Raw genomic sequence first — 24,753 nt, forward strand, 5'->3', positions numbered from 1 at the left:
GTTATATCTTTTGCTCTTACAAGAGCTGGATACCTTTGTTCGCTCTTAGGTTGACGGTTTTGGTCTTGCCGTTGAAGCTGACTTTTGTCTTTCCTCCTTTTCGTGCCTGGATGTACAGGGAAGTCACTTTCCCGTCTTTCCATTCCATGTCGACCACGAAACCTCCACGGGCACAGATGCCTTTCACGCTGCCGTCTTTCCATGCTTCGGGAAGAGCCGGGAGCAGCTGGATGCTGTTTTCGGACGATTGCATCAGCATTTCAATCACGCCGGCACAACCTCCGAAGTTTCCGTCAATCTGGAACGGAGAATGGGCATCGAGCAGGTTCGGATACGTACCTCCTCCGCGACGGGCATCTTTTCCTTTGTAGTTGTCCGGGCTGACATAGTTCAGCAGACGGCGATAGATATGGTAGGCATTCTTGCTGTCTTTCAGGCGGGCATACAAGTTGACACGCCAGCCGGTGCTCCATCCGGTAGTCTTGTCTCCTTTGATTTCCAGCGTACGGGCGCAAGCTTTGGCCAGGTCGGGAGTGCTTTCCACTGACAGGTGACGGCCCGGATACAAACCGAACAAGTGTGACTGGTGACGGTGTTGCGGGTCTTCATCACTCCAGTCGTGGAACCATTCCTGCAGATTACCTTTCTTGCCAATCTGATAAGGTAATATGCGGTCCAGGGTTTTTTCAATCTGTTTCCGGAATTCTTTGTCCGTACCGAGAGCTTCGGCAGCCTTGGATGCATCAATCAGGCATTCGCGGGTCATGGCCAAGTCGGCTGTACAGCCGTAAGAAGTGGCACCTACATACCCGTCGGGTGTCACGAACTTGTTCTCCGGAGAAGTTCCCGGTGAAGTAATCAGTTTGCCGTCCTTTTCAATCAACCAGTTCAGGCAGAATTCGGCAGCCCCTTTCAGTACCGGATAATATTGCTGAAGGAAGGCCTTGTCTTGGGTGAAGGCATAGCGTTCCCAAATATGGGTTGACAGCCAGGCACCTCCCATGGTCCAGCAAGCCCATGAAGGGTCACCCCCGTGCAGACCGACCGGACAGGTCATGGCCCATATATCCGTGTTCTGTCCCAGACACCATCCTTTGTCTACGCCATAATAGGCCTTGGCCGTTTCTTCCCCTGTATGTTGCAGGTTGGCGATGAATTCCATCAGCGGGCGGTGCATCTCACTCAGGTTGGCCGTTTCGGCAGCCCAGTAATTTTCCTCTAAGTTGATGTTGCTGGTATAGTTGCAGCTCCAGGGTGGAAGCAGCTTTTCGTTCCACAGTCCTTGCAGGTTGGCCGGAACCCCCGGGGTACGCGAACTGGAAATGAGCAGGTAGCGGCCGTACTGGAAATACAAGGCTTCCAGTTCCGGGTTCTTCTGGGCTTTGTCGGTATATTGCAGCAACTGTACGTCAGTCGGCAGGCTGGCAATGGCTTTGTCGGTCGTGCCGAGATTCAGTTCTACCCGGTTGAAGAACGACTGGTAGTCGGCCACGTGGGCCTTTTCAAGTGTGTCGAATGATTTCTGTGCGGCCCGGTTCATTCGCTGTGCTACCAGGTTTCGGTAGTCACGGCCTTCTTTCATCGGGTCCTTATCGAAGCCGTTGAAGCTGGTCACGTTGGCCACTAAAATCAGCGCCTCTTTCCCGCCGGCTATCTTCAGTTCACCCGACGGGAAACTCTTCACCTGGCTGTTGGGGGCAATTACCCGGATCAGGGTGCGGAAATGCGTGCCCCGTTCCGGATTGTACAGGTGCTTGTTTTTCATGTCATCGAGATACACCGGATAAGAATGGTAGGCAGCATAGCCTTCCGCAGAGATTTCATTGCCTGTGGCTGTAGTGGCATGAGGCAGAAGTGAGTTGAAGGCAAGTGTAGCTTGAAGTCCCTTTTCACTTTCCGTCTGCAGACGGAGTACGAGGACAGAGTCAGGAGCCGAAGCGAAATAATCGCAGGAGAAAGCCTTTCCGTTCCGCTGGTAGCTGGTCCGGGCGAGTGCCTGCCGGATGTCCAGTGTCCGCTGGTATCCGGTTATCTTTGCAGGGGTGTCCAAGTAGGTGATGGAGAGCTGTCCCAGCGGCTGGTAGTTTTCACTGTAGTGTCCCTGCACCTTTCGTTGGGCGAGGTCTGCGCCTCGGTAGTCTTCCTTGTCAAGCAAGGCCCGGATTTCCGGGATGGCCTTGTAGGCATCGGGCGTCGTGACTTTCCGGTCAGGTTCACCGGTCCATAGTGTCAAGTCGTTCAGGGAGAGGACGTCTTTGTCCGTGCCTCCATAAAGAATGGCTCCCATCGTGCCGTTTCCGATGACCAGAGCCTCTTCGAAATATTCCGCAGGCCGGTCGTAATGCAGCACCAGCTGGTTTTGTGCGGAAAGTGGGAATGTAGGCAATGAAATGGTGCAGGCCATTACCACAATGCCCTTCCATTTACGAATAAAAATACTTTTCATAGTTAGTGTGTGTGTTAAAAAAGAAATCAGTCGCAAGTTATCAAGAAAATTTCGGAAAGGCAAAAAATGGACTTTAAACATGTAAAAAAGTAAGTGTAAAAAAACGTCTTTGCGTTTGAATGGAAACGCAAGTGCATTTGAAGTCAAACGCAAGTACGTTTCATTCAAAACGCAAGGACGTTTTATTTCAAACGCAAAGGCGTTTCAGTCCAAACGCACTTGCGTTTTTTCGGGGGAATCTGAACGGTCACAAAAAAAGCCTTCCCATCGTCACGATGGAAAGGCTTTTCTTTATTTTTCCCGAAAAATAATCAATTATTTTTTCTTGTGGTTTGCATAACGGCTCATGAACTTGTCCACACGTCCTGCTGTATCCACCAGTTTAGACTTACCAGTGTAGAACGGGTGAGATGAGCTAGAGATTTCCAGCTTAACCAACGGATAAGTTTCACCTTCGAATTCAATTGTGTCTTTAGTTGCACAAGTTGAACGAGACAGGAACATGTCACCGTTTGACATGTCTTTAAATACTACCGGACGGTAGTTTTCAGGATGAATGCCTTTTTTCATTTTAGTATATACTTTTTGTTGTTATTATTGACAAAAAAATATGTGGTAACACTGATAAAGTGTGTAATGGTCTATTTCGGGTTGCAAAGATACGCTATTTCTTTGAAACTAAAAAGAAATCACCCAAAAATATTCTATCCGTCAAAGGCTTTTATAAAAAGGTGGCCTGATTTTTGTCATATCTACTTTGCATCCTTGCCGCATGTACAGTAAATATTTCGGTTCGGATTGATTTGCCTCAAGAAAAGAAAGAAAATCTATGAGGTAGTGTGTTGCTAATTCTTTTTATATTGTTACTTTTGCAGGTGGAATTAATTACTAACAACTATAAAACTTACAAAAATGGTTAATTACAAAGATTTAGGTCTGGTAAACACTAGAGATATGTTTGCTAGAGCAATCAAAGGTGGATATGCCATCCCGGCTTTCAACTTCAACAATATGGAACAGTTGCAGGCTATCATCAAGGCTGCTGTAGAAACAAAATCTCCGGTAATTCTCCAGGTTTCTAAAGGTGCTCGTAACTATGCTAACCAGACTTTGCTGCGTTACATGGCAGAAGGTGCTGTAGAATATGCAAAGGAATTGGGTTGCGCACATCCTGAAATCGTGCTTCACCTTGACCACGGAGATTCATTCGAACTCTGCAAGTCTTGCATCGACATGGGATTCTCTTCAGTAATGATCGACGGTTCTCATCTGCCATACGAAGAAAACGTAGCTTTGACTAAGAAAGTAGTTGACTATGCACATCAGTTCGACGTAACAGTTGAAGGTGAGCTGGGTGTATTGGCCGGTGTAGAAGATGAAGTTTGTGCAGAACACCACACTTATACTGACCCTGAAGAAGTAATCGACTTCGCTACTCGTACAGGTTGCGATTCATTGGCTATCTCAATCGGTACTTCTCACGGTGCTTACAAGTTCAAACCGGAACAGTGCCACGTAGATCCGGCTACTGGTCGTCTGGTTCCTCCTCCTTTGGCATTCGACGTATTGGATGCAGTTATGAAAAAATTGCCGGGATTCCCTATCGTTCTTCACGGATCTTCTTCAGTTCCTCAGGAAGAAGTTGATACTATCAACAAATACGGAGGTAAACTGGAAGCTGCTATCGGTATTCCTGAAGATCAGTTGCGTAAGGCTGCTAAATCTGCAGTTTGCAAGATCAACATCGACTCAGACTCTCGTTTGGCTATGACTGCTGCTATCCGTAAAGTATTCGCTGAAAAACCGGCTGAATTCGACCCGCGTAAATACCTGGGCCCGGCTCGTGACAACATGGAAAAACTTTACAAGCACAAAATCATCAACGTATTGGGTTCTGACGGTAAATTGGCTCAGTGCTAATTGCGCTTGATACTTTATCACACCTGATAAAATGAATAAAGGCTGCTTTCCTTTCGGAAGGCAGCCTTTTTATTGTTTGTGCGCTTGATTACCAGAATTTGTTCTGTGAGGGGTTGTATTCGAATCCCACCTCTTTCAGGCGTTTCACAATATCTTCCTTGCTCACGTTCAGGTCGGCACAAAGTGCGTCGAGTGAAGGATAATAGTCTCTCAATTTCATGTTGATGAAGCTGAACAGCATCATCGGGTCTTTAGGCAATTCCATATTATATTGTTTTTTACGAATCTTCTTTTTTCGGGGTGCAAAGTTACGGCTTTTATTGTTTCCTTGTACTTATCCGGTTGATAATTTATTTGTTATCTTTGCAAAGCTATGTCAACCAAACGAGTGATAGAAGATAGAGATTTCCGCCGCATTGTGATTGCCACCCGCCGCGGGGCAAGAAACATCACGATGCGTGTGAAGCCCGACGGCTTGTATCTCACGGTGCCGCCCTACAGCAAGACCGATAAGGTGCTGTCTACGCTGGAACAGTTCCGGGCTGACTTGCTGGAGCGTTTCCGGCGGGTAGCCCAGCAACCCTTGGATTTTAATTTCCGGATAGAGGCCGATTGTTTCCGCCTGTCGTTGGAACCCAGTCAGCTGAAATGTTTTACCGTGCGGTTACGGTCCTCGGGCGAAGTGACCGTGTTTTGTCCGGTTCATACCGATTTCTCGGATGAGGCCGTACAGAAGTTGGTACGGGCAGCCATTGTGCGTGCCATGAAGAAAGTGGCCTCGGAATTTTTACCTCCTTTATTGAAAGTATGGGCCGAGCGTTTTGGCCTGACCTACCGGAAAGTGCGGATTACGGGGGCCCGTTCGCGGTGGGGCAGTTGCACGTCGGCCCGCACCATCAGTCTTTCCTGCTATCTGATGCTGGTACCCTCACACCTGATTGATTATGTCATATTGCACGAGCTGGCTCATACGCGGGAAATGAATCACGGCCCTCGTTTCTGGGAACTGCTGAACGATATGACAGCAGGACAGGCTTTGCGCCTGCGTGCGGAACTCCGTCGGTTTCATCCATCTTTCTGAGACATTTAAAAAGAAGGGATATTGTGTCTTTCATACTCTTTTTTAATGTAACTTTGCGCTGGATTTAGGTTAGGTAAAAAAGATTGTTTGAATGAAAAAGAGTTTGTTGGCGTTGGCTTCCGGTACGTTAGGGCTGGGCATCGCAGAATTTGTCATGATGGGAATTCTTCCTCGAGTGGCGCATGATTTGAATATTAGTATACCAGAGGCCGGACATTGTATTTCGGCCTATGCCATCGGAGTGTGTGTAGGGGCTCCATTGACGGTGCTGATAGCCCGTACGCGCACGTTGAAGCAGATTCTGTTGGGACTGGCAGCCATTTATATTTTCGGCAACCTGTGTGCGGCCCTTTCGCCGAACTACTGGATGCTGTTGTTGATGCGGTTTGTGTCCGGTCTTCCTCATGGAGCCTTCTTCGGAGTGGGTTCTATCGTGGCCGAGAAAGTGGCCGATAAAGGCAAAACTTCACAGGCCGTGGCATTGATGATTGCAGGTATGACCATTGCTAACCTGTTCGGTGTACCTTTCGGCACGTTGCTGAGTACGCTGTTTTCTTGGAGGGTCCCCTTCCTGTTTAATACATGCTGGGGACTACTGGTGTTCTTCTTGGTATGGAAATGGATTCCTTCGCTGCTGGCTTTGCCCGATACAGGATTGAAAGGACAGTTCCGTTTCCTGCGCAACCTGGCTCCGTGGCTCATTATCCTGACCACAATGTTTGGTAACGGCGGAGTGTTCTGCTGGTTCAGTTATGTCACTCCGCAGATGTTGCACGAAGCCGGATTCCAGCCGGAAAGCATGACGTGGATCATGATGCTGGCCGGGCTGGGCATGACGATTGGCAACCTGATTGGCGGGCGTTGCGGCGATTTGTACGGACTGGCACCCGTGGTACGGTTCACGCAAGTGTTTATGATGCTGGCTTTGCTGGGCACTTTCCTGTTTGCCGGGGTACCGTGGTTGTCTGTCTTGTTGATGTTTGTCTGTGCGGCTGCTTTGTTTGCCGTGTCACCTCCCCAGCAGCTGTTGCTGTTGCAGAATTCCAGGGGAAGTGAGATGATGGGAGCTGCCTGCGTGCAGATTGCCTTCAATCTGGGCAATGCCGTAGGAGCCTACGCCGGAGGACTTCCGATTGATGCCGGACTGGGTTACCGTTATCCGGCACTCGTGGGAGTTTTCGTGGTGGCTTTGGGATGGATTTGTGTTTCCTGGTATATCCGAAGGGAGCGTAGGGCTGTCTCCGTGGAATGCAAGAACTGATACGGTTGTATCATAAACAATATACTATGAGATTACTTTTGTTGGCTTTGATAATTTGTTTGGGAGGATATTCTTTCCGTTTGAACGCGAAAGATACATTTTTCTCGAAATATAACTTTTATCACTTGACGGAGGAAACGGGGTTGCTCAACAACTCGGTGACTTCCGTGATAAAAGATTCGTATGGTTACATCTGGATTGCCACTCAGGACGGATTGGCTCGTTACGACGGATATCGTTTCCTGAATTATGGCGTGGAAGAGCCTTTTTACCGCCTGAAAGGGAATTATGTGTATGCCCTGTCTGAAGACCGTCATAAAAGGCTTTGGGTAGGCTCGGATGCCGGTCTGGATTTGATTGACCTGCCGACGGGAAAAGTGCTCTCGTTAGACCGGTTGAATGGGAACAAGTTGCCGGAACTGGCATACTTATCCACTTCGTTTGTACATGCCATCTTACAGGCTTCCGATGGAGATGTTTGGATTGTGACCGACAAACTGTTGTGGTGCCTGGAGTTGGATACTTCCGGAGAGATTGCCGCCTGCTATCGTATGCAGAAAGAGGGGGAAAACGCCCTTACGGCAATTGCGGAACTGAAGGGGGGAGTGTGTGCCAGTATCGGAAATCAGGTATATTGGATGGTAAAAAATAAAGACCATACGATTGGCAAGCGCCTGGTATCAAAATCCATCGTGCCTTTCAGTGCTGACTGGCGTATTTCCTGCTTGTTGGAAGACAAGGGATGTGTATGGATAGGAAGTAACCGCGGACTTTTCCGGTATTATCGGGATACAAGAACCTTAAAACGTTATCGATATTCCTCTCACCGGGAAGGGATGCTCAGCCAGGCGTATATTACAGATATGAAACTGACAGCCGACGGGCATCTGATTGTTTCCACACTCAATGGACTGAATGTGTACAATCCTGATTCCGATTCTTTCTCTTTTATCCGTCGGTTGGAAGCCCCGGAAGAAAGTGGCTTGAACTCCAACACCATTGTATGTCTGTTTACGGATGGGGAGGATATCTGGGCCGGCACGCAGGATGGAGGTGTGAACCTGTTGTACCGTCCGCGTCGGTTGGAAGTATCCCGATTGGGTGATATCCCTTGGCAGCTTGCCGAAGGACGTGCTCCTCAAATCAGTGCAATCACAGAAGATAAGACGGGAAACTTATGGGTAGGTACGATAGAAGGCGGACTCTACCAGATGAATCCGGTCACGGAGGCGGTGCAGCATTATTCGTTTGTGCCGCAAAACCGGTCGTCCATCCTTTCGAACAATGTGAACGGATTGCTGATAGATAGTGACAATCATTTGTGGGCTTACACCTGGGGAGCCGGTATCAGTGAACTGGACTTGAACCGTCCACAGGCTGTGTTCCGGCAACATTCCAATGGAGAGGTGCCGGGGTTGGAAGATGAATTTATCATGAGTGCCGCAGAAGATTCCATTAATCGGGGTATCTGGTTTGGCACTACGCACGGATTGGTGTTTTATGACAAGAAGCAGGATTTGTTTCGGCAGGTCGGATTCGGTTCGGATGTGAATGAGTTCGAATCGGTCGGTTCGTTGTGTGTCGACCGGAAAGGGCGCTTGTGGGTTGGTACTTCTGAAGGATTGTATATTGTCGATTTGTTTTCTTTTGCCCGTTCACGCCGGCATTTTACTTATACCTATCTGCGTTATAAGCTTGATGATACGAGATCTACGCAGGTAGAACGCATCAACGTCGTTTTTCAGGATGCTCGTGGAAATATCTGGCTGGGAGGAAAGGCTACGGGACTTTATCGTTTGCTTTCGGATGAAGGTGGTCGTTTCCTGTTCAAACATTATGGTCCTAAGGAGGGACTTTATGAGAATACGGTCTATGGACTGGCTGAAGACGGAGAGGGGAGTTTATGGCTTGCTACCGAAAATGGATTGTGTCGATTGAAAGTGGAGGAGAATACTTTTATTCCATACGGAAAAATAGATGGTATTCTGGATAAGGAATATAATATGCACACGCTGTATTTTTCATCGCGTTATAATCGGTTGTATTGTGGAAAAAACCATGGGGTGTGTGAAATCTTGTTGAAAAAGATACCTGAATCGGCAGGAGCACGTGGGGTAGTCATTTCGTCTTGTCGGGTGAATGGTGGATTGTGGATGTATGGAAATGGAAAGAATTTGTCCGAGCTGGAAGAAGGTGACAAACTGGAACTGGCTTTGACCACTCATGAATATGGTTATAGCGAGTCTGTCCGTATCCGTTACCGGTTGGTCGGAAATGATGAGGAATGGATAGAGCTTCCATCCGAGAATCCGGTGATTACGTTGTCTTCGCTTCCGTCAAGAAACTGTCGGTTAGAAATACAGACCACCAATCAGGAGGGAGAATGGCAGAAAGAGATGTGGAGGTTAGACTTGAAGGTACGCCCGTATTATTACAAATCCTGGTGGTTCTGGTCATTGATTATTTTGGTGACAGGTTCTCTTTACATCCTTTTTTATCGTTATAAGGTACGTCGGCTGAAACACCGGCAGGCAGTGCTGGAACAGTTGGTAGCCCGGCGGACCCATGAACTGGAAGTGCAGAATCACAGCCTGGAGGTCATGGCGCATCATGTGGAAGAAATGGCCGAAGAAAAGATACGTTTCTTTACGCATATCACTCATGAATTCCGGACGCCTGTCACGCTTATTCACGGACCTATCGAACAGGCTTTGGCACTGACTTCCGATGAAGAAGTAAAAGAACAGCTTCATATTGCCGAACGCAATGTGGAGGATTTGCTGTCTTTGGTAAATGAATTGATGGATTTCCGGAAACTCGATACGGAAAAGGTGAAACTGAATATTCATCCGTTCAATCTGGTGGGCATGATAGAGGATTTGTTGTTGCCGTTCAATTCTTTTGTGAAAGACCGGCATATTACGTTGCAGACATATTATCACCTGCAGGGACTTTCGGTCAGTGCCGACCCTAAATATCTGCATCGGGTGTTGACGAATTTGCTGGCCAATGCCGTGAAATTTACGCCCGACGGAGGAACGATCCGCCTGTATGCGGCCCGGCTGGTAGACGAGGAAGGGCAAGTACAGCTTTATCTGTCTGTATCGGATACGGGATGCGGTATTCCGGAAAACGATTTGCAGCAGATTTTCGACAGTTTCTATCAGTCGCAGAATACCGTGGCTTACCCCGTTTTCGGGCAAAGCGGAACGGGTATTGGCTTAAATGTTTGCAAACGGATCATTGCCTTGCACGGGGGCGTGATTTATGCTCGGAATAATCGGGCCGGAGGGACTTCTTTCCGTATTCAGTTGCCGATGAAAGATTTGCCGGCAGAGGAGGAACTGAGGGTTGTGGAAACGGCCTCTTCGGAAAGTGAGGCTTCAAAGTCGAAGAGTGAACCGGTATCACCGGTCCGGGCTACCATACTGGTGGTGGACGATAACAGTGATATGCGGCGATACATTCATTCGTTGTTGAAGAAAGAATATAAATTATTGGAAGCTGAGAATGGGGTGAAGGCTCTGGAGATACTTAAAAAACATTCTGTCGATTTGATTATCAGCGACCTGTTGATGCCGGAAATGGACGGATTGGAATTGTCGAAACGAGTGAAGGAGAACTTGGAAACCAGTCATATTCCTTTCCTGATTCTGACAGCGGTTCGTTCGGAAGAGAATGAGAAGATTTGTTACTCGGTAGGAGTCGATGAATATCTGTGCAAGCCTTTCGATGCGGAGGTGTTCAAATATCGCATCCGTAACATTTTAACATTGCGTCGTGGTTATCAGGAGAGACTTTCCAAACCGGTTGCACTTGCAGACGTGAGTGAACTGGGATTGGTTGAAGAATCGAGGGACAAAACCTTTATGGATAAAGCCATCGAACTGATGAAGAAGTATTACGCGGATTCTGAATACGGATTGGATGCATTCATTCGGGACATGGGTTACAGTAAGACCTTGGTGAACCAGAAAATGCAGAATCTGGCTGGAATGCCAATCGGGCAATTTATGAAAAATTTCCGTTTGGATATGGGATATCAGCTGTTGGAACAGGGAAAAGGTGAAGCCAATGTATCGGAAGTGGCTTATGCGGTAGGCTTTAATGACCCTAAATACTTTACGAAATGTTTCAAGCAGCGTTTCGGCTGTTTGCCAAGTTCAGTAGGACGTTCCTAAAATAAAAGAAGAAGCCGGAATGCAAGGAACTGCACTCCGGCCAAAAAAAGAAATTTAGAAATGTACCGTTTCACAACGGGTTTATGAGCACTAAGCTATTGTCATTTTTGTATGACTCGAGCTGCATTCTCTAAGTGTACATCTTCTGCCGCATAATCCGGTCGAGTGTCTCCCCAATTGATCATGCAGTCCTTCAGCTCGATGTCTGAAGCTGTGTGGATGAGGAATCCGTAAGTCTTTCCTTTCAGGAATCCTTCTCCGTCACACGGGCGTTTGTCGTAAATACCTCCTTCAAAGGTCGTCCGTTTGTGCAAGTTCACTTCTACCTGATCAAAGTAAATCCTGTTGATTTTGTCGGGGGTATCGCCTCCTACGAAGACTCCGTTTTCACTTGTGCATTTGATGTTATGGAAATAAATGCGACTTACTTCTCCACAAGCACCTTTCACGGCTCCTTTCGGGAAGCGCCAGCCTGCGTCTTTGTGGTTACCTACGGCACGCGGATAAGAAGTGACATAGATTGGTTCGGCTTTGCCCCACCATACATTTGAGAAGAAGCGGCAGTCGACAATCATGTTCGAGAATATCACATTGGTCACCGTACCTTCGTCACGGTTCTGGATACCGATGCCTCGGTTGCTGTCTTTGATGATGCAGTTCGTGAACAATACGTTGTTGATTTTGTCCATGTTCTCCGAGCCGATTTTCACGGCGCAGGAACGGGAGGTCATCGTACAGTTGGTCACTACTACATCCTCGCAACTTCCATATTCCTCAAATTCTCTTCGGTTCTTCAAACAGATGCAGTCATCTCCCGATTCAATGAAACAGTTGGAAATGCGCACATCCTTGGAGTGGTCTACATCGATACCGTCACCGTTCCGGATCTTGAGGTTGTTGAGGATGCTGATACCGTCAATCATGACGTTGCGGCAGCCAATCAGGTGTACTGTCCAGTAGGCACTGTTGCAGATGTTCACATCGCGTATCACCAGCTTTTCGATGTGGGTCAGCGTAAGCACGTGCGGACGCGGGTCAAGGTCGGTTACCGGTTTCAGTTCGTAGGAATCTTCCAGTTCTTTGCCCATGAAAGCCACTCCGTTGCCGTCGATACTTCCGGTACCGGTGATGGAGACGTTTTTCAAGTCTTTTCCGCTGATCCACATCATACCTTCTCCCCGGTTGGCACCAAAGGCACTTTCAGTATAGATACTTTCATCCGGATTGGCCAGCAATCGGGAATTAGGAGCTAATTGTAGTTCTACAAAGGAAGCCAGCTTGAACGGTCCGCAAAGGAAAGTATGTCCGGCGGGGACAAGTACCGTACCTCCTCCTGCTTCGGAGCAGGCATTGATGGCCTTCTGGATGGCAGCTGCATCATCTGTTTTTCCGTCACCTATGGCTCCGTAGTCCATGATGTTGTAAATCCCTGTTTGGGACGAGTGGCATGCTCCGAGAAGGAAGATGCTGAGTAGTGCAAGTAGGATATTTTTTGTTTTCATAATATAATGGACTTTAAGTTTTTATTCAGAAACTTCAACCAAAGAGGGAGGACAATCTTCTGGTGCATTTCCCCATGTTTTATTGGGCGTATTTCCCATAAGAAATACCATTTCGCCTCCTTCCGTAATATCTTTATGTGTAATGTAGTTGCGCGTATAAGGTTTTCCGTTCAAGGTTACTTTCTGTATATAGATGTTTTCCTTGGAAGCATTGTCCGCCTGTAGGGTAAAGGTCTTTCCGTTTTCCAGGTGCAGTGTGGCTTTTGTGAACGATGGACTGGCCAATACATAATAAGGTGAGCCTGGACAAACCGGATAGAATCCCAAGGATGCAAAGATATACCAAGCCGACATCTGTCCGGCATCGTCATTGCCCGACAAACCTCCAGGTGCGTTCAAGTATTCCGTATCCATGATGTGGCGTACAGCCTGCTGTGTTTTCCACGGTTCACCGGCATAGTTGAACATGAAAGCTACCTGATGGCAGGGTTCATTGCCGTGCCAGTATCTTTGTTCGCTGAACATGGAGTCCAGTTTCTCCACATAGTGCTGCCGTCCGCCCATGCATTCCATCAGTCCGTATGGGTCTTGCGGCACATACCAGGTGTAATGGCAGGGTGCCCCTTCGGTGATGAATTTGGTAAACTGGAAGGCATTCGCTTCTTTCAGGAAGGTGCCGTCGGCGTGTCGTCCCTGTGCATATCCTGTAGCGGGGTCGATGACGTTACGATAATTCTGCGCACGAGCTGCCAGCAGTTTGTAGTCGTCAGTCTTTTGGAGTAACTTGGCCACTTGAGAAAGCACGAAGTCATCGTAGGCATATTCCAAGGTACGTGACACCTGCTCTTTGGTGTGGAAAGCATCGGGCACACTGTCCTCCAATGGGATGTAGCCATATTTCAGGTACGACTGTAAGGCCCGGCGTCCCATCCCGTTCCGGTAATCTTCTTCTTTGGCGGGTGATTCGAACGCATTCTGCCGCATGGCCTTGTAGGCTGTTTCGATGTCAAAGTTGCGGATACCTTTCACGTAGGCATCTCCCAATGCGGCAATGCAGTGGTCGCCCACCATAGCCGCTGTATAACTGTTCCAACACGGGAAGATAGGCAGCCAGCCACCCTGCTCATATTTGTGGACGAGCGACTGCATCATGTTTCCTCCCCTTGTAGGGAATAATAAATTGATGAGCGGATGCAGGGCCCGATAGGTATCCCACATGCTGAAGTCATCATAGTAGGTTTCGTTTTGTGCCAGCTGGAGAGTGGAATCTTGCTGTGCAAAAGCCGGATATCTGCCGTCTACGTCATTGAACGTGCGGGGCAGGAAAGAGGCCCGGTAGAAAGCTCCGTAAAATTTCTCTTTGGCTTCCTGATCTGGAGTTTCCACTTCGATGGCAGACAGGTGCTTTTCCCAGATGGCGGTAAGTTCCTTTCGGGTCTGATCGAAGTTCCAATGTGGAATTTCCTGTTGCAGGTTACGTTCGGCTCCTGTTCTATCGGTGAAGGAAGAAGCCGCTTTGACCAATATTTGTTCGTGGCTTTCCACGTGAAAGCCTATATAGATTCCGATGTTTTTTTCATGACCAATTTTTGTCTGTCCAGGGAACAGGCTATCTGCATGGAAAGTCCCGAAGTCACAGGGATCTTTCTGGTAGTCTATGATAAAGTGTCCACTGTATCCGGCTGGTTCTCCCCAGCCCTGATAAATACGGTGTACGGGATTGTAGCCATAGATACGTTTCTGAAGTGTATCAATTTCAATATATCCTTCTCCTTCGTCGCTGTTGGGATTGACGATGAGATAAGCTTTTCCCGCTTTTTCATAGGAAAAACGGAAAATGGCCGACCGTGAACGGCCTGTCATTTCAGCCTGAAGATGTTCATCAGGCAAAGTCACAGAGTAATAAGAAGGGGTAGCAGTTTCCTGCTCATGTGTGAATCGGGTGGCTCTTTTTTCCGGCAAGCATCGTAATGAATCGAAGGAAGCCGTCAGTGTCATGGAGCCATAGTCTTGTGTACATCCTCCCACAATCCAGTGGGAATTGCGGAATCCTTGGAATAAGGAATCACGGTAGTAATAGGGAGCAATACATTTCAGTTCTGTATCCTGAGTTTGTGGAGTCCAGAAGTTCATACCGTTGGGTTCCAATACGGCGGGTAAGGTTTGTCCGTATTCTTCGGTATGCTTGCCAAACATCCCTGCAGTGTGAGTCGTGCTGGCGGCAGTGCCCACTCTTGTGTCAATGTATGATAATAAGTTTTCGTGGGAATGTTCCCCCGTACACGAAATCATTAATGGAACCATTGTTCCATAAATCAGTGATTTGAGTAATGTTGTGAGATGTGTTTTCATAAATCTTAAATCTACGTGATTGCTATGTGTATTTCCCACAAAAATAAGAAACTGTCATTATGATGCTTCGCAGGTTTAAGATTATTCAACTCATAATCTGTAGTTTCTATATTTAGAATTAACCTTTGAAAACTTTAGAAATAAAATGATTTACAAATATCGGTGAGGGAAGTCCCTCACCGATATTTTATAGTAATGAATTAATAACCAGGGTTTTGTTCCCAGTTCGCATTTGCATTCAGCACGTCACGAGCCAGCGGTAACAGACGGTATTGCGGATTGGCCGCATCGGGATTGTAGTCGTATTTGAAGCCCCAGTCACGTTCGAAATCACCGAAACGGATCAGGTCGTTACGACGCCAATGTTCATCCAGGAATTCACGTCCGCGTTCATCTAGAATTTCCTGAAGGCTCGGATCATGATTCAGTTCTGGAGCGTGTACATAGTGACGGATTTGGTTGAACAGACTTTGCGGGGTATCTCCCAGTGTGGCTGCACCGCCACGGACGATGGCTTCACATTTCATCAGTATGATGTCAGCGTAACGGAAGATAGGTACATCGTTGTCCTGGTTACGGCTATATACGTTGTAGTCGTTGATGTCCGGGAAGAACTTGATGGAGCGGTAGCCCTGTGTCCATCCGGTCAAAGTTGCACCACAGTTGAGGTCTGCATCTGGTACGCGTTGGAAAATAACCCCATCTTTTTCATAAGTACCGGTAGCCAAAGATATGGATTTGCTGAAGGTGACCAAGTCTCCTTTATAGGTGTTACGAACATTGGTTGGCATACCTGTAGCATTGTCATATTGGTATACATCGAAAGATGTTTTAGTAATATTTTCTCCTGTACTTCCGGCAATTACACTATTTCGATCATCTCCTTGCAGGCAGAAAAGTTCTACAAATTCCGGGGTCAGGGTCATGTTTCCACCCACGGAGTTGGTCATTTCTATACTATAGAAACCATTGTCATTCTGTCCTCGGCGCCAGGTACGGAAGCGGGCGTAGGTCATACCCTGTGCGGTTACGGCATCATACGGCATGGCATAGATAAAGTCCTTGATCTGCGGACCATTCGTATACATGAACTTTGTCTTATAGTCATCTGTCAGGTCGAAAAGATGTGACTCGATGACACGGTCGCAGGCTGCGATACAGTCTTTCAGCTTGCCATTATTTGCATTGGGATCCCAGCTTGCACTAGTTACATCTTGAGTATATACGTTCCAATTAATATATAACTTGGCAAGTAATGCGTCTACCATCCAGCAGGTCGGTGTTCCGTAGGTTGCTGCGGAAACTTCACTCGGACAATCGTCACGTACGGCCAGCAGTTCTGATTCAATCCACTTAGCTACTTCTGCACGTGGAGAGCGTTCAATGGCTGAATTGTTGTCCAATAACTTGTAGTCAATGATAGGAGTGTCTCCCCAGTTGTCCATCAGCAGGAAAGTATAGAACGCACGCACAGCTCGTAAAGGAGCGGTAGTGCTCACATTCTCCTCATTCTCGCCCAGGTCCATGAGCAGCTGGTTGCAGTTTACGATACCTGCCTGAATGTCGTTGTAGACCGCCAGCTGGCTGTTGCTGGCATCCGCATTAACCATGTGGAGGGAGATGTCGGACATATCGCGTCCGTTCAAGTAGTCGGTATCGAAACTGACTGCTGTATATTCATCCGAGTTGCAGGATACGAGCTCGTCGTAACGACGTCCCAAAGCACCGCGAAAAGCATAATAGGCATTGCTCAGACGTGCGTTTAATGCAATCTCTGATTCAGGATATTCGGTGTACTGTGATTTGATGTCCACATCCAAGTCTGTACAGCCGACTGATGTAAGTGCCAATAAAGCGGCAGAAATAAAATATTTTGTTTTCATATTTGTATGTCTCCTGTTTTTAAGGTTAGAAGTTTACATTTACACCTACCATAAATGTACGTGTACGTGGATATTGAGTTTGACGCCAGTCTACACCCGGAGTTAAACCACCCAGATAGACTTCCGGGTCCAGTCCCTTGTAGCCGGTGATGGTAAATACGTTGTTGCAAGTAGCGTAAATGCGCAGATTGTTCACCCAGTTGCCCAATTTACCAAAGTTGTAGCCTAACGTTAATGTAGCCAGGCGGAGATAAGAGCCGTTTTCCAGATAGCGGTCGGAAGGACGATGTGCGTTGGAATCGACAAATCGCTGTTCAGTGGCTACTTCGCTCAGCACATTTTTTCCAGCAGCAACCAGTCCTACGTTATTGTAATAGTTACGGGTAGCGTTGTAAATCTTGTTTCCGGCTACTCCTTGGAAGAAAGCGGTAAGAGTCCAGTTCTTCCATGTAAAGTCGTTGTTCCATCCGTAAGTCAGTTTCGGCTGTGCGCTGCCTGTCTTGCGGCGGTCTTCATCTGTCGGGGCATCGGTCGTCCCTATCAGGTTTCCATCTGCGTCATAGTCGTTGAATACGGATACTCCATTCTCATTGTATCCTGCCCATTCGTAGGTGTAGAATTGTCCGATGGGTGAACCTTCCATGATGCGTTGTACTTCTTCGCCTGGGAATCCACCTACGTCAGGGTCAGCCATGTTGAAGTATGCAACTGAATAGGATGCGTTAGTCAGTTTGTCTACCATGTTTTTATTATGTGACAGGTTCAATGTCGTGCTCCATGTAAAGTTATGAGTCTGTACTGGTATCGCATTGATAGTTACTTCAATACCCTTGTTGCTAATACTACCTACATTGGCTGTCATGGTACCATAAGGATAACGGTTGGTAGAAACCTGATAATCATAAATCAAATCTTTAGTACGCTTGTCGTAATATTCGATGGTACCGCTTAGACGGTTATGGAGGAAACCGAAATCAATGCCAATGTTAAACATGCTTGTACTTTCCCATTTCAAGTCTGGGTTTGCGTTGCGAAGAGCTCCCAAAGTTCTGTACTTGGAAATACTACCATCTGCATTTACGGAATCAAACCATGTTCCGGTAGCACCATACAGCGGGCGTGAGATGAAAGCATCAAATCCCAGTGAGTTACCACTGACACCGTAACCAACTCTCAATTTCAAGTCGTCAAATACGTGTTGGTTCTTCATGAATTGCTCCTCTGTGATACGCCATGCAGCAGATACAGATGGAAAAGTGGCCCAACGGTTGTTTTCACCGAAAGCGGAAGAACCGTCCCGACGGACAGTAGCTTGCAGCAGGTATCTGCTCTTGTAGCTGTAGTTTACACGTCCGTAGAAGGAAATCATTCGCAAAGTAGAAAGGGTATTGCTGATGATATCGCTGATATCCATGTTGTTGGCAAGACCCATATTATGGTAAGTTAAATCGTCATTATAGAAATTATATGCTCTAAGTCCGAAACCGTCGTTGTTGTCAGCCTGTTCCCAGGAGTAGCCCAACATGATGCCTACCTTATGAGCATCGGCAAAAGTATGGTTCCAGTTCAGATAGGTTTCCATCTGCTTGCGGATGTTTTCCAGCGTGCTGCGGTCTGCCTGACCGTGTTTGGAAACAACGGAGGGCAGCTGGGTTTGTGATGTATTGTAGGTATTATAAATGTACTGCTGGTTCTGGTATGAAAGATTCAGGTTCCAGTCCAAGCCATCAATGATGTGCAGGGTAGCCTGTGCCGTACCTTGCAGTAATTTCTCCTTCGTATCGTAACGGTCCTCGTTGATCATGGACAGCGGGTTGTAGTTCTGGGAGATGTTCAGGTTGCGATACCATGTGCCGTCTGCATTTTTAGTTGGAACCAATGGGTTGTAATAGTACATAGCATCCAGTACGCTACGTCCTTGTATGTCGGTCGGACCAGTAGAGCTGTTGCGTACGCTAGCGTTCAGGCTGAGGGCCAGTTCCAGACGGTTGTTCAGAGCCTTGGTCTGTACGAAGGTACGTGCATTCAGACGGTCCATGCTGGTGCCTCTTACCACACCTTCACGGTCTTGGAAGTTCAATGAAGCACTGTAATTGGTCTTTTCATTGCCGCCGTTGATAGACACGTTATGGTTGTGGCTGAAACCAGTACGCAATACTTCGTCCTGCCAGTTAGTGTTAGCTGGATTGTTTACGTCATAGTAGTCTTTTAGCTGGACAATGTTATTTGCTTCGGCGTAGTCTAAAAGTTCGTCTGCTGTCATCATGTCTAGGGTTTTCAGGGTGCGGTCCCAAGCTACATAGCCGCTATAGCTTACACTGGTACGTCCGTCCTTCTTGCCCTTCTTGGTGGTGATGATAATTACACCGTTGGCGGCTTTAGAACCGTAGATGGCAGTAGCAGAAGCATCACGCAGCACGTCAATGCTTTCGATATCTTCCGGGGCTACCAGAGAAATGCTGACACCCGGCACACCGTCCACTACATAATAGGGTTCCATGGCCTCACCGGTACGCAGTGAAGAAGCACCACGCAAAGAGATGGAAGCCGAACCGTTCGGGTCACTGGTGTTGGCGATAGTCAGACCGGGGACTTTACCCTGCAGCATCTGGGCCGGAGTAGTAACGACACCCACGTTCAGGTCTTCCGCCTTTACCGTAGTGATGGAGCTGGTCACATCCTTACGCTGCATGCTACCATAACCGATAACTACCACTTCATCCAAGGTTTCTGTATCTTCCAGAAGGGTTACGTTTATTCTGGGACCTTTCACTATATTTTCCTGTGTCAGAAAACCAATATAAGAGAATACAAGGGTTTTCCCTTTTGCTACCTGAAGAGAATAATTACCATCCAAATCGGTTACAGTTCCGTTGGTGGTACCTTTTTCCACAACGTTTACACCAATCAGGGGTTCACCTGATTTACTCTGTACACGTCCTGTAACTGTGAGCTGCGCGAATGCCCATGAGACATTCATCAGAAAAAGAGCCATGAATAAAACAAATGGCCTTAGTCTTGCATTTTTCAATTGTACTTTACACATAAATTTAGATTTTTAAAAGGTTAGTTTTCAAAATCATATCTTGATATAGATTTTTTTTCGATGTAGGATATAGCCTGTGATGCACATGAGGGAACAGAAAAGCAACGCATAGATGAGGGAAGCGAAATATGGGTCCGTGAATACGACCAGAATGCCTTCGTAAATTGCTTTTCGAATGCCCCATTGAGAAAAGGCAATGGCTACCACTTCACTGAGTACGTAAAGGAAGAGCGGATTCATGCCGAAAACCAGAAAGAAAGTCCAGCCTTTGTTCACTTCCTTTACGTCGATTACATACATGAGCAAGGCAAGCAGCAAGGAGCCCCATCCACAGGTTACGAAAACAAAGCTTGTAGACCAGATTCGTTTGTTGAGAGGCATCCAGATGGAAAGGATATAACCGACTGCCAGCATCATCGCTGCCACTGTGATGAGTTTGACAACCCGTTGACTTACGGGAATCTTTTCCAATAACAGCTTGCCGCACAAAAAGCCGATGAGGGTGTGGGCTACTGCGGATAAGGTGGCCATCAGTCCTTCCGGATCGATCGGACTCTTTTTATAAAGATGGGCTTCCCCGAAAATGCTTCTGTCGACAACGGCCAAGATGTTGGTGTCGTCGCAGGCATAGCCGTTCCCCACCAGCAGGAGAATGGAATAGACTACCAGCAAACCACCCGCAATCCAAGGAAGGTATTTGTGGCGGATGTAGATGACCATCAGCGACACAATGCCGTAGCACAAACCGATGCGTTGCAGTACACCGGGGATGCGAAGCGTGTCTATCGGGAAAAATTCTCCTTTGCAGGCATAGCCGAACCATTCGATGCCGAGTCCGATGAGAATGATAAGGAAAGTCCGCCGGAAAATCTTTTTGACGACCTCGTGCGAGGACCTGAAGTCGAATTTCCGAAGAGAAATGTAAGTGGAAATACCTACCATGAACAGGAAGAACGGGAAGACCAGGTCACACGGAGTCAGGCCATTCCATACGGAGTGGCGCAACGGGGCATACGAAACGGAGCCTCCGGCATTGTTTACCAGAATCATGCCGCATACCGTAATGCCGCGTAATACATCGAGTGACAAGAGTCGTTTCATGGTGTTTTTCTGTTTTAAGGTTACTTCCCGATTCTTTATTTATCTTTAAATACCTCGTTGAAAACTTCTTTCGCTACACTGATGCAATCACCTTCTCCTTTTGCCGGATACGGGTTGTGAGCCACTGTCCACGGTTCCTCCATGGCATAATAGTCCAGCTCTACCATCGGTTTTCCATCCAATACGTCCTGAAGTGTCTGCCAGTAGGCTGCCCAGCGTTTGTAGTAGAAATCCTTCAGTATCCCGTTCCATTCTTTGTGGGCATAGTCGCGGAGACCTCCGTCGTTGGCACATACACGGTCGCCCCAGGTGGTGATTTGTACGCGGGCGTTCCATTCATACAGGTCTTTTTCGGCAGGAGTAGTTCCCAGACTGCGGGCCTGTTCAATCCAGCGTCCCACACGGAATTCGCTTCTGGTAGCCAGCAGTTGATCTTGAGCCAGCAGGATGTTCAGGAATTCCTGAGAGTGAGCCGCGAAGCTTTTCTTGTCGAAGCTCTTGAAGTCGGCTACTGTCTGGTTGTAGACGATACGTCCTCTGTCTGACAAAGACTGGCGGACGATGTCTATCAGGTCATATTCAAAATTGTTGTTTCCTTTAAACTTGTCGGCTGCTTCCAGCATCAGGCGGGCCGCATCTTCGGTGGTAGTCGGGTCATAATAGTTTTCCATTTTTGACCAGCTGGAAGCTTGGAAGTTGTTCAGGCTCGGACGGCCGCAGAAGATGGATTCGTGAGTACCCTGCTGGTTGTTGCCGAACGGGCAGTTATAGATGCCGTTTGCCAGGATGTCCCATGCTTTGGCCACCGTTTCATCGTACGTGCCGTAGCGGGCCTTGATGTAGCCTTTCAGCCATTCTTCCTTGGTGAATTTCTCCGGGCGCCAGGGAAGTTCGCACATCAGTTCGAACATCACCGGATTGTTTTCACTGCCTTCCATGGTCAGGCCGATACCTTTGAGGTGGGCCGCCAGCGGATTGTTTTTGGTAAGATAGAAATTGTTCAGCAGCTGGTCCATACGTCCGTGCAAGCCTATGTTGCCTCCGAAGTTTTCTAGCATACAGAACAGCCAGTCGTGCTGTTCATAACCTTTTTCACGTTTCCAGATGGAAGGGATACCCCACATCGGGCGGCATTCGCTGAACAAATCCAGAATCAGGATGTCGCCGTTGTTCAGGTTCTTGATCATTTCCGGACGCGGATTTTCTGTCCATCCCTGAATGACCCATGTGGCCTTCGGATTGACTGCCTTCATGGCGTGAAGCACGGCTTTTCCGGCAGCATCGAAATCTACGCTTCCTGCATCTTCAAGTTCATGGAACGGGTCCATGGAGTAGTAGTTGGCTTTGCCGAATAATTTTTCCAGTTCTTTATAATATAAGGAGGCAATTTCATTGAATCGTTCATCTGTAGGAAGCAGGAAGGCCGGACGGGTGAATCCGTTCCATAGTGCCGGTTCCGTGACATTCAATCCCAGTTTTTTATTGGCATCGTGGGGAACCATACCGGAATAGCCCGGGAATACCGGTTCGATACCGTATTCACGCATACGTTTCAGAATCTTTTTCTGCAAGGCTTCTTGCTGTGTGTACCAACTGTCGGGATTGGGACCACCCCATCCTTCCAGGTTATTCATGGCCCACCATGCCAGGAAAGCAGGCCCTGCAATGAATTTATTGATTTCTTCTTTCGTATAGCCTAATTTGGTCAGCATGTTCTTCCATACACACTCTTCACCTACGGCTGCGAGTGGAAGATTGATGCCGTGCAAAGCCATCCAGTCGATTTCCTTTTCCCAACGGCTCCAGTCCCAGAATGCCATCGTATAAGAATAGGTGCAATAGTTGAAATCGTATCTCAGGGAGAGGTTGGTTTCCTTGCGGACCGGAGTGGATACTTTCGGTAGGTTTTCCGGCAACTGGGCGGTCATTCCGTTCCAGGAAAGATGGATGCCTGCGTAGTATTTCAGGTACCAGTTGAGGCCGGTGGCGATGTTTACATAATTATTACCGCGGATGACGACTTTGTTGCCTTTCTGGTCAAGTTCGAAAAAGTCGTTTCCTCCTTTTTGTAATTGTATAATGAACTTGTGGGATGACCCCGGGCAAATTCTTTCCAAAAGTCCGTCGACAGGATTACTCCATAAGCTGAATGGAATGCAAACACATGCTAAAAGGATAAGTAAAAATCGTTTGGATTTCATAATATTCATTTTTAAGTGTTACAAAAATCATACTTTATAAGTAACATAAGGGGGAAAATAGTCAAGAAAAGGGGGAAAATAGTGCATTGTGGGGTTTCTGCCTTGAAATTGACTTATGTCAAGACGCTCTCTGCGGTAAATATTGTAATTTTGCCACGTTTTTAGAGAGTAAACACGTGGAACAGGCTATTCAACAAACAAACATTCGGAAGGGCTTGACGAAGCTCGTGATTCCTATTTTTATAGAGACTTTATTGATCATGATGTTGGGGGCGGTAGACACCATCATGCTGAGCCAGTACTCGGATGAGAGTGTGGCGGCAGTAGGAGTGGTCAACCAGATTGTGATGTTTGCTTTCCTCATCTTCGAGGTGATCAATATCGGTACTTCCGTGCTGTGCTCGCAGTACCTTGGAGCGGGACTGAAGAATAAAATGGTGCAGGTGGTGGGAGTGGCCTTGCTGCTGAATTTGGTGGTAGGTGTACTGGTCAGTGCCATTTTGCATTATGGGGCGGCTACGTTGTTAGGATGGATGGGATTGCGTCCGGAATTGTTGAAGTACGGTATCGGTTACATGGAAATTGTGGGAGCCTTTGCTTTTTTCCAGGCCATCTCGCTGACCATCTCTGCTTCACTTCGTAGTGCGAACAAGGCCATCTATCCCATGCTGGTTACGGTGTTGGTCAATGTGATGAACATCATCGGCAACTATTCCCTGATTTTTGGTAAGTTCGGATTTCCGGCCTTGGGAGCGGAAGGAGCGGCCATTTCCACTTCGGTGGCCCGAGGAGTCAGCATGGTGGTGTTGTTTGTCATTCTTTTCAAGAAACATATTCCTTCTTTCCCGTTGGCTCTTTTCCGGCCTTTCCCTTGGAAAGAACTGAAAAACCTGTTGAAGGTGGGATTGCCTTCCGCCGGAGAGAACATGTCGTACAGCTTCTCGCAGGTGGTGATTACTTATCTGATCAATATTTTGGGAAATGATTCACTGGCTACCCGTACCTATACGGTCAATACCACCATGTTTGTTTACCTGTTTGCCATCGCTATGGCACAAGGTGGAGCCATCAGTATCGGGCATCTGGTGGGGCAGAAGAAGATACGTGCGGCCTATCTGTTGGGAAAATACGTGATGCGTCTGTCTATTCTGGTCTCTCTGATACTCTCATGTATCTGGGCTATTTTCGGGCACACCATCTTCAGTCTGCTGACCAAGAACGAGAATATCATCCGGTTGGGAGTGACCATCCTGATAGTCGATGTGATTGTGGAGATTGGACGTGCCGTGAACATTTATGCCACGAATGCCTTGCGTTCGGCGGGCGATGTGAATTTCCCTTTCTATGTAGGGTTGGTCGTACAGTGGACAGTGTCCGTAGGGTTGAGCTACTTGCTCGGCATCCATTGGGGATGGGGACTGGTGGGTATGTGGTGTGCCTTCCTGCTCGATGAGAACATCCGTGCCTTTATCTTCGTGAAACGCTGGAACAGCCTGAAATGGGCCAAAAAGGGATTTGTGAAGTAAGGCTACATACCCGATTGAATCAGGCAGAAATAGAAAAAGATGATGCAGAGAATGTCGATGGTCAATGCGATGACCGACCAATGCAGGAACTGCTTGTTCCTCTTGACGGCCCCGTAAATAATTCCTAAGATGGCAGAGAGGAGTACTCCTGTGATAATTCCGAAAACACCTTGTATGGCGATGCCCAGCAATACGAGGATGCCCATCGTGATAAGGATATTGTTTTTCATGTCGATTTGATTTTAGGTTAGGA

At 47.5% G+C, this 24,753-nt stretch carries 15 protein-coding genes; 5 read left to right on the top strand and 10 right to left on the bottom strand.

What is annotated here, in order from left to right; genetic code table 11:
* Positions 1-16: 16 nt before the first annotated feature.
* Positions 17-2,446: a glycosyl hydrolase family 95 catalytic domain-containing protein gene (locus tag H6A28_RS02550; RefSeq protein ID WP_204478715.1), complete on the bottom strand. Its 2,430-nt coding sequence runs from the start codon at positions 2,444-2,446 to the stop codon at positions 17-19.
* A gap of 315 nt (positions 2,447-2,761) precedes the next feature.
* On the bottom strand, positions 2,762-3,016 hold the full coding sequence (locus tag H6A28_RS02555) for a type B 50S ribosomal protein L31 (RefSeq protein WP_007564320.1): 255 nt from the start codon (positions 3,014-3,016) through the stop codon (positions 2,762-2,764).
* A 342-nt stretch (positions 3,017-3,358) separates the two neighbouring features.
* Between H6A28_RS02555 and H6A28_RS02560 the strand changes: the two genes are divergently transcribed.
* The gene (locus H6A28_RS02560) at positions 3,359-4,366 is read left to right on the top strand and encodes a class II fructose-bisphosphate aldolase (protein ID WP_204476518.1); all 1,008 of its coding nucleotides are present in this window, start codon (positions 3,359-3,361) and stop codon (positions 4,364-4,366) included.
* A gap of 88 nt (positions 4,367-4,454) precedes the next feature.
* Here H6A28_RS02560 and H6A28_RS02565 read toward each other — a convergent pair whose 3' ends face one another.
* Positions 4,455-4,631 carry a DUF4250 domain-containing protein gene (locus H6A28_RS02565; RefSeq protein ID WP_204476520.1) on the bottom strand — a complete coding sequence of 59 codons (177 nt, stop codon included), beginning with the start codon at positions 4,629-4,631 and terminating at the stop codon, positions 4,455-4,457.
* Positions 4,632-4,739: 108 nt separating this feature from the next.
* Here H6A28_RS02565 and H6A28_RS02570 point away from each other — a divergent pair, with 108 nt between their 5' ends.
* The 3 genes from H6A28_RS02570 to H6A28_RS02580 all read left to right on the top strand — a co-directional run bounded on the left by H6A28_RS02570 (position 4,740) and on the right by H6A28_RS02580 (position 10,889).
* Positions 4,740-5,447 carry a M48 family metallopeptidase gene (locus H6A28_RS02570; protein WP_204476522.1) on the top strand — a complete coding sequence of 236 codons (708 nt, stop codon included), beginning with the start codon at positions 4,740-4,742 and terminating at the stop codon, positions 5,445-5,447.
* Between the two features lie 91 nt (positions 5,448-5,538).
* Entirely contained in the window at positions 5,539-6,708 is a 1,170-nt protein-coding gene (gene araJ / locus H6A28_RS02575) for an MFS transporter AraJ (protein WP_204478716.1), read from the top strand.
* Positions 6,709-6,734: 26 nt separating this feature from the next.
* On the top strand, positions 6,735-10,889 hold the full coding sequence (locus H6A28_RS02580; protein WP_204478717.1) for a hybrid sensor histidine kinase/response regulator transcription factor: 4,155 nt from the start codon (positions 6,735-6,737) through the stop codon (positions 10,887-10,889).
* A gap of 101 nt (positions 10,890-10,990) precedes the next feature.
* Here the strand turns inward: H6A28_RS02580 and H6A28_RS02585 are convergent, their stop codons facing one another.
* From H6A28_RS02585 to H6A28_RS02610, 6 genes are all read right to left on the bottom strand, one after another.
* Positions 10,991-12,391 carry a glycoside hydrolase family 28 protein gene (locus tag H6A28_RS02585; RefSeq protein ID WP_204478718.1) on the bottom strand — a complete coding sequence of 467 codons (1,401 nt, stop codon included), beginning with the start codon at positions 12,389-12,391 and terminating at the stop codon, positions 10,991-10,993.
* Between the two features lie 21 nt (positions 12,392-12,412).
* Positions 12,413-14,695 (bottom strand): GH92 family glycosyl hydrolase, encoded by a 2,283-nt coding sequence (locus H6A28_RS02590; protein ID WP_430641263.1) that lies wholly within the window; start codon positions 14,693-14,695, stop codon positions 12,413-12,415.
* 248 nt (positions 14,696-14,943) lie between these two features.
* Entirely contained in the window at positions 14,944-16,626 is a 1,683-nt protein-coding gene (locus tag H6A28_RS02595; RefSeq protein WP_204478720.1) for a RagB/SusD family nutrient uptake outer membrane protein, read from the bottom strand.
* Between the two features lie 25 nt (positions 16,627-16,651).
* Positions 16,652-19,672 (bottom strand): SusC/RagA family TonB-linked outer membrane protein, encoded by a 3,021-nt coding sequence (locus tag H6A28_RS02600; protein ID WP_204478721.1) that lies wholly within the window; start codon positions 19,670-19,672, stop codon positions 16,652-16,654.
* A 33-nt stretch (positions 19,673-19,705) separates the two neighbouring features.
* Entirely contained in the window at positions 19,706-20,773 is a 1,068-nt protein-coding gene (locus H6A28_RS02605) for an acyltransferase family protein (RefSeq protein WP_204476535.1), read from the bottom strand.
* Between the two features lie 35 nt (positions 20,774-20,808).
* Positions 20,809-22,974: an alpha-N-acetylglucosaminidase gene (locus H6A28_RS02610; RefSeq protein ID WP_204478722.1), complete on the bottom strand. Its 2,166-nt coding sequence runs from the start codon at positions 22,972-22,974 to the stop codon at positions 20,809-20,811.
* Positions 22,975-23,150: 176 nt separating this feature from the next.
* Between H6A28_RS02610 and H6A28_RS02615 the strand changes: the two genes are divergently transcribed.
* Positions 23,151-24,500 carry an MATE family efflux transporter gene (locus H6A28_RS02615; protein ID WP_204478723.1) on the top strand — a complete coding sequence of 450 codons (1,350 nt, stop codon included), beginning with the start codon at positions 23,151-23,153 and terminating at the stop codon, positions 24,498-24,500.
* 2 nt (positions 24,501-24,502) lie between these two features.
* Here H6A28_RS02615 and H6A28_RS02620 read toward each other — a convergent pair whose 3' ends face one another.
* Positions 24,503-24,730 (bottom strand): hypothetical protein, encoded by a 228-nt coding sequence (locus H6A28_RS02620; protein WP_204476540.1) that lies wholly within the window; start codon positions 24,728-24,730, stop codon positions 24,503-24,505.
* Between the last annotated feature and the right edge of the window lie 23 nt (positions 24,731-24,753).

It is taken from the genome of Bacteroides mediterraneensis, from assembly GCF_016900355.1.
In the GTDB taxonomy this organism is placed as follows: Bacteria; Bacteroidota; Bacteroidia; order Bacteroidales; family Bacteroidaceae; genus Phocaeicola.

Excerpts from the sequence above, each read along its gene's own strand:
- H6A28_RS02550 (WP_204478715.1), bottom strand. The coding sequence starts at position 2,446 with ATGAAAAGTATTTTTATTCGTAAATGGAAGGGCATTGTGGTAATGGCC.
- H6A28_RS02555 (WP_007564320.1), bottom strand. The coding sequence starts at position 3,016 with ATGAAAAAAGGCATTCATCCTGAAAACTACCGTCCGGTAGTATTTAAA.
- H6A28_RS02560 (WP_204476518.1), top strand. The coding sequence starts at position 3,359 with ATGGTTAATTACAAAGATTTAGGTCTGGTAAACACTAGAGATATGTTT.
- H6A28_RS02565 (WP_204476520.1), bottom strand. The coding sequence starts at position 4,631 with ATGGAATTGCCTAAAGACCCGATGATGCTGTTCAGCTTCATCAACATG.
- H6A28_RS02570 (WP_204476522.1), top strand. The coding sequence starts at position 4,740 with ATGTCAACCAAACGAGTGATAGAAGATAGAGATTTCCGCCGCATTGTG.
- araJ (WP_204478716.1), top strand. The coding sequence starts at position 5,539 with ATGAAAAAGAGTTTGTTGGCGTTGGCTTCCGGTACGTTAGGGCTGGGC.
- H6A28_RS02580 (WP_204478717.1), top strand. The coding sequence starts at position 6,735 with ATGAGATTACTTTTGTTGGCTTTGATAATTTGTTTGGGAGGATATTCT.
- H6A28_RS02585 (WP_204478718.1), bottom strand. The coding sequence starts at position 12,391 with ATGAAAACAAAAAATATCCTACTTGCACTACTCAGCATCTTCCTTCTC.
- H6A28_RS02590 (WP_430641263.1), bottom strand. The coding sequence starts at position 14,695 with ATGGTTCCATTAATGATTTCGTGTACGGGGGAACATTCCCACGAAAAC.
- H6A28_RS02595 (WP_204478720.1), bottom strand. The coding sequence starts at position 16,626 with ATGAAAACAAAATATTTTATTTCTGCCGCTTTATTGGCACTTACATCA.
- H6A28_RS02600 (WP_204478721.1), bottom strand. The coding sequence starts at position 19,672 with ATGTGTAAAGTACAATTGAAAAATGCAAGACTAAGGCCATTTGTTTTA.
- H6A28_RS02605 (WP_204476535.1), bottom strand. The coding sequence starts at position 20,773 with ATGAAACGACTCTTGTCACTCGATGTATTACGCGGCATTACGGTATGC.
- H6A28_RS02610 (WP_204478722.1), bottom strand. The coding sequence starts at position 22,974 with ATGAAATCCAAACGATTTTTACTTATCCTTTTAGCATGTGTTTGCATT.
- H6A28_RS02620 (WP_204476540.1), bottom strand. The coding sequence starts at position 24,730 with ATGAAAAACAATATCCTTATCACGATGGGCATCCTCGTATTGCTGGGC.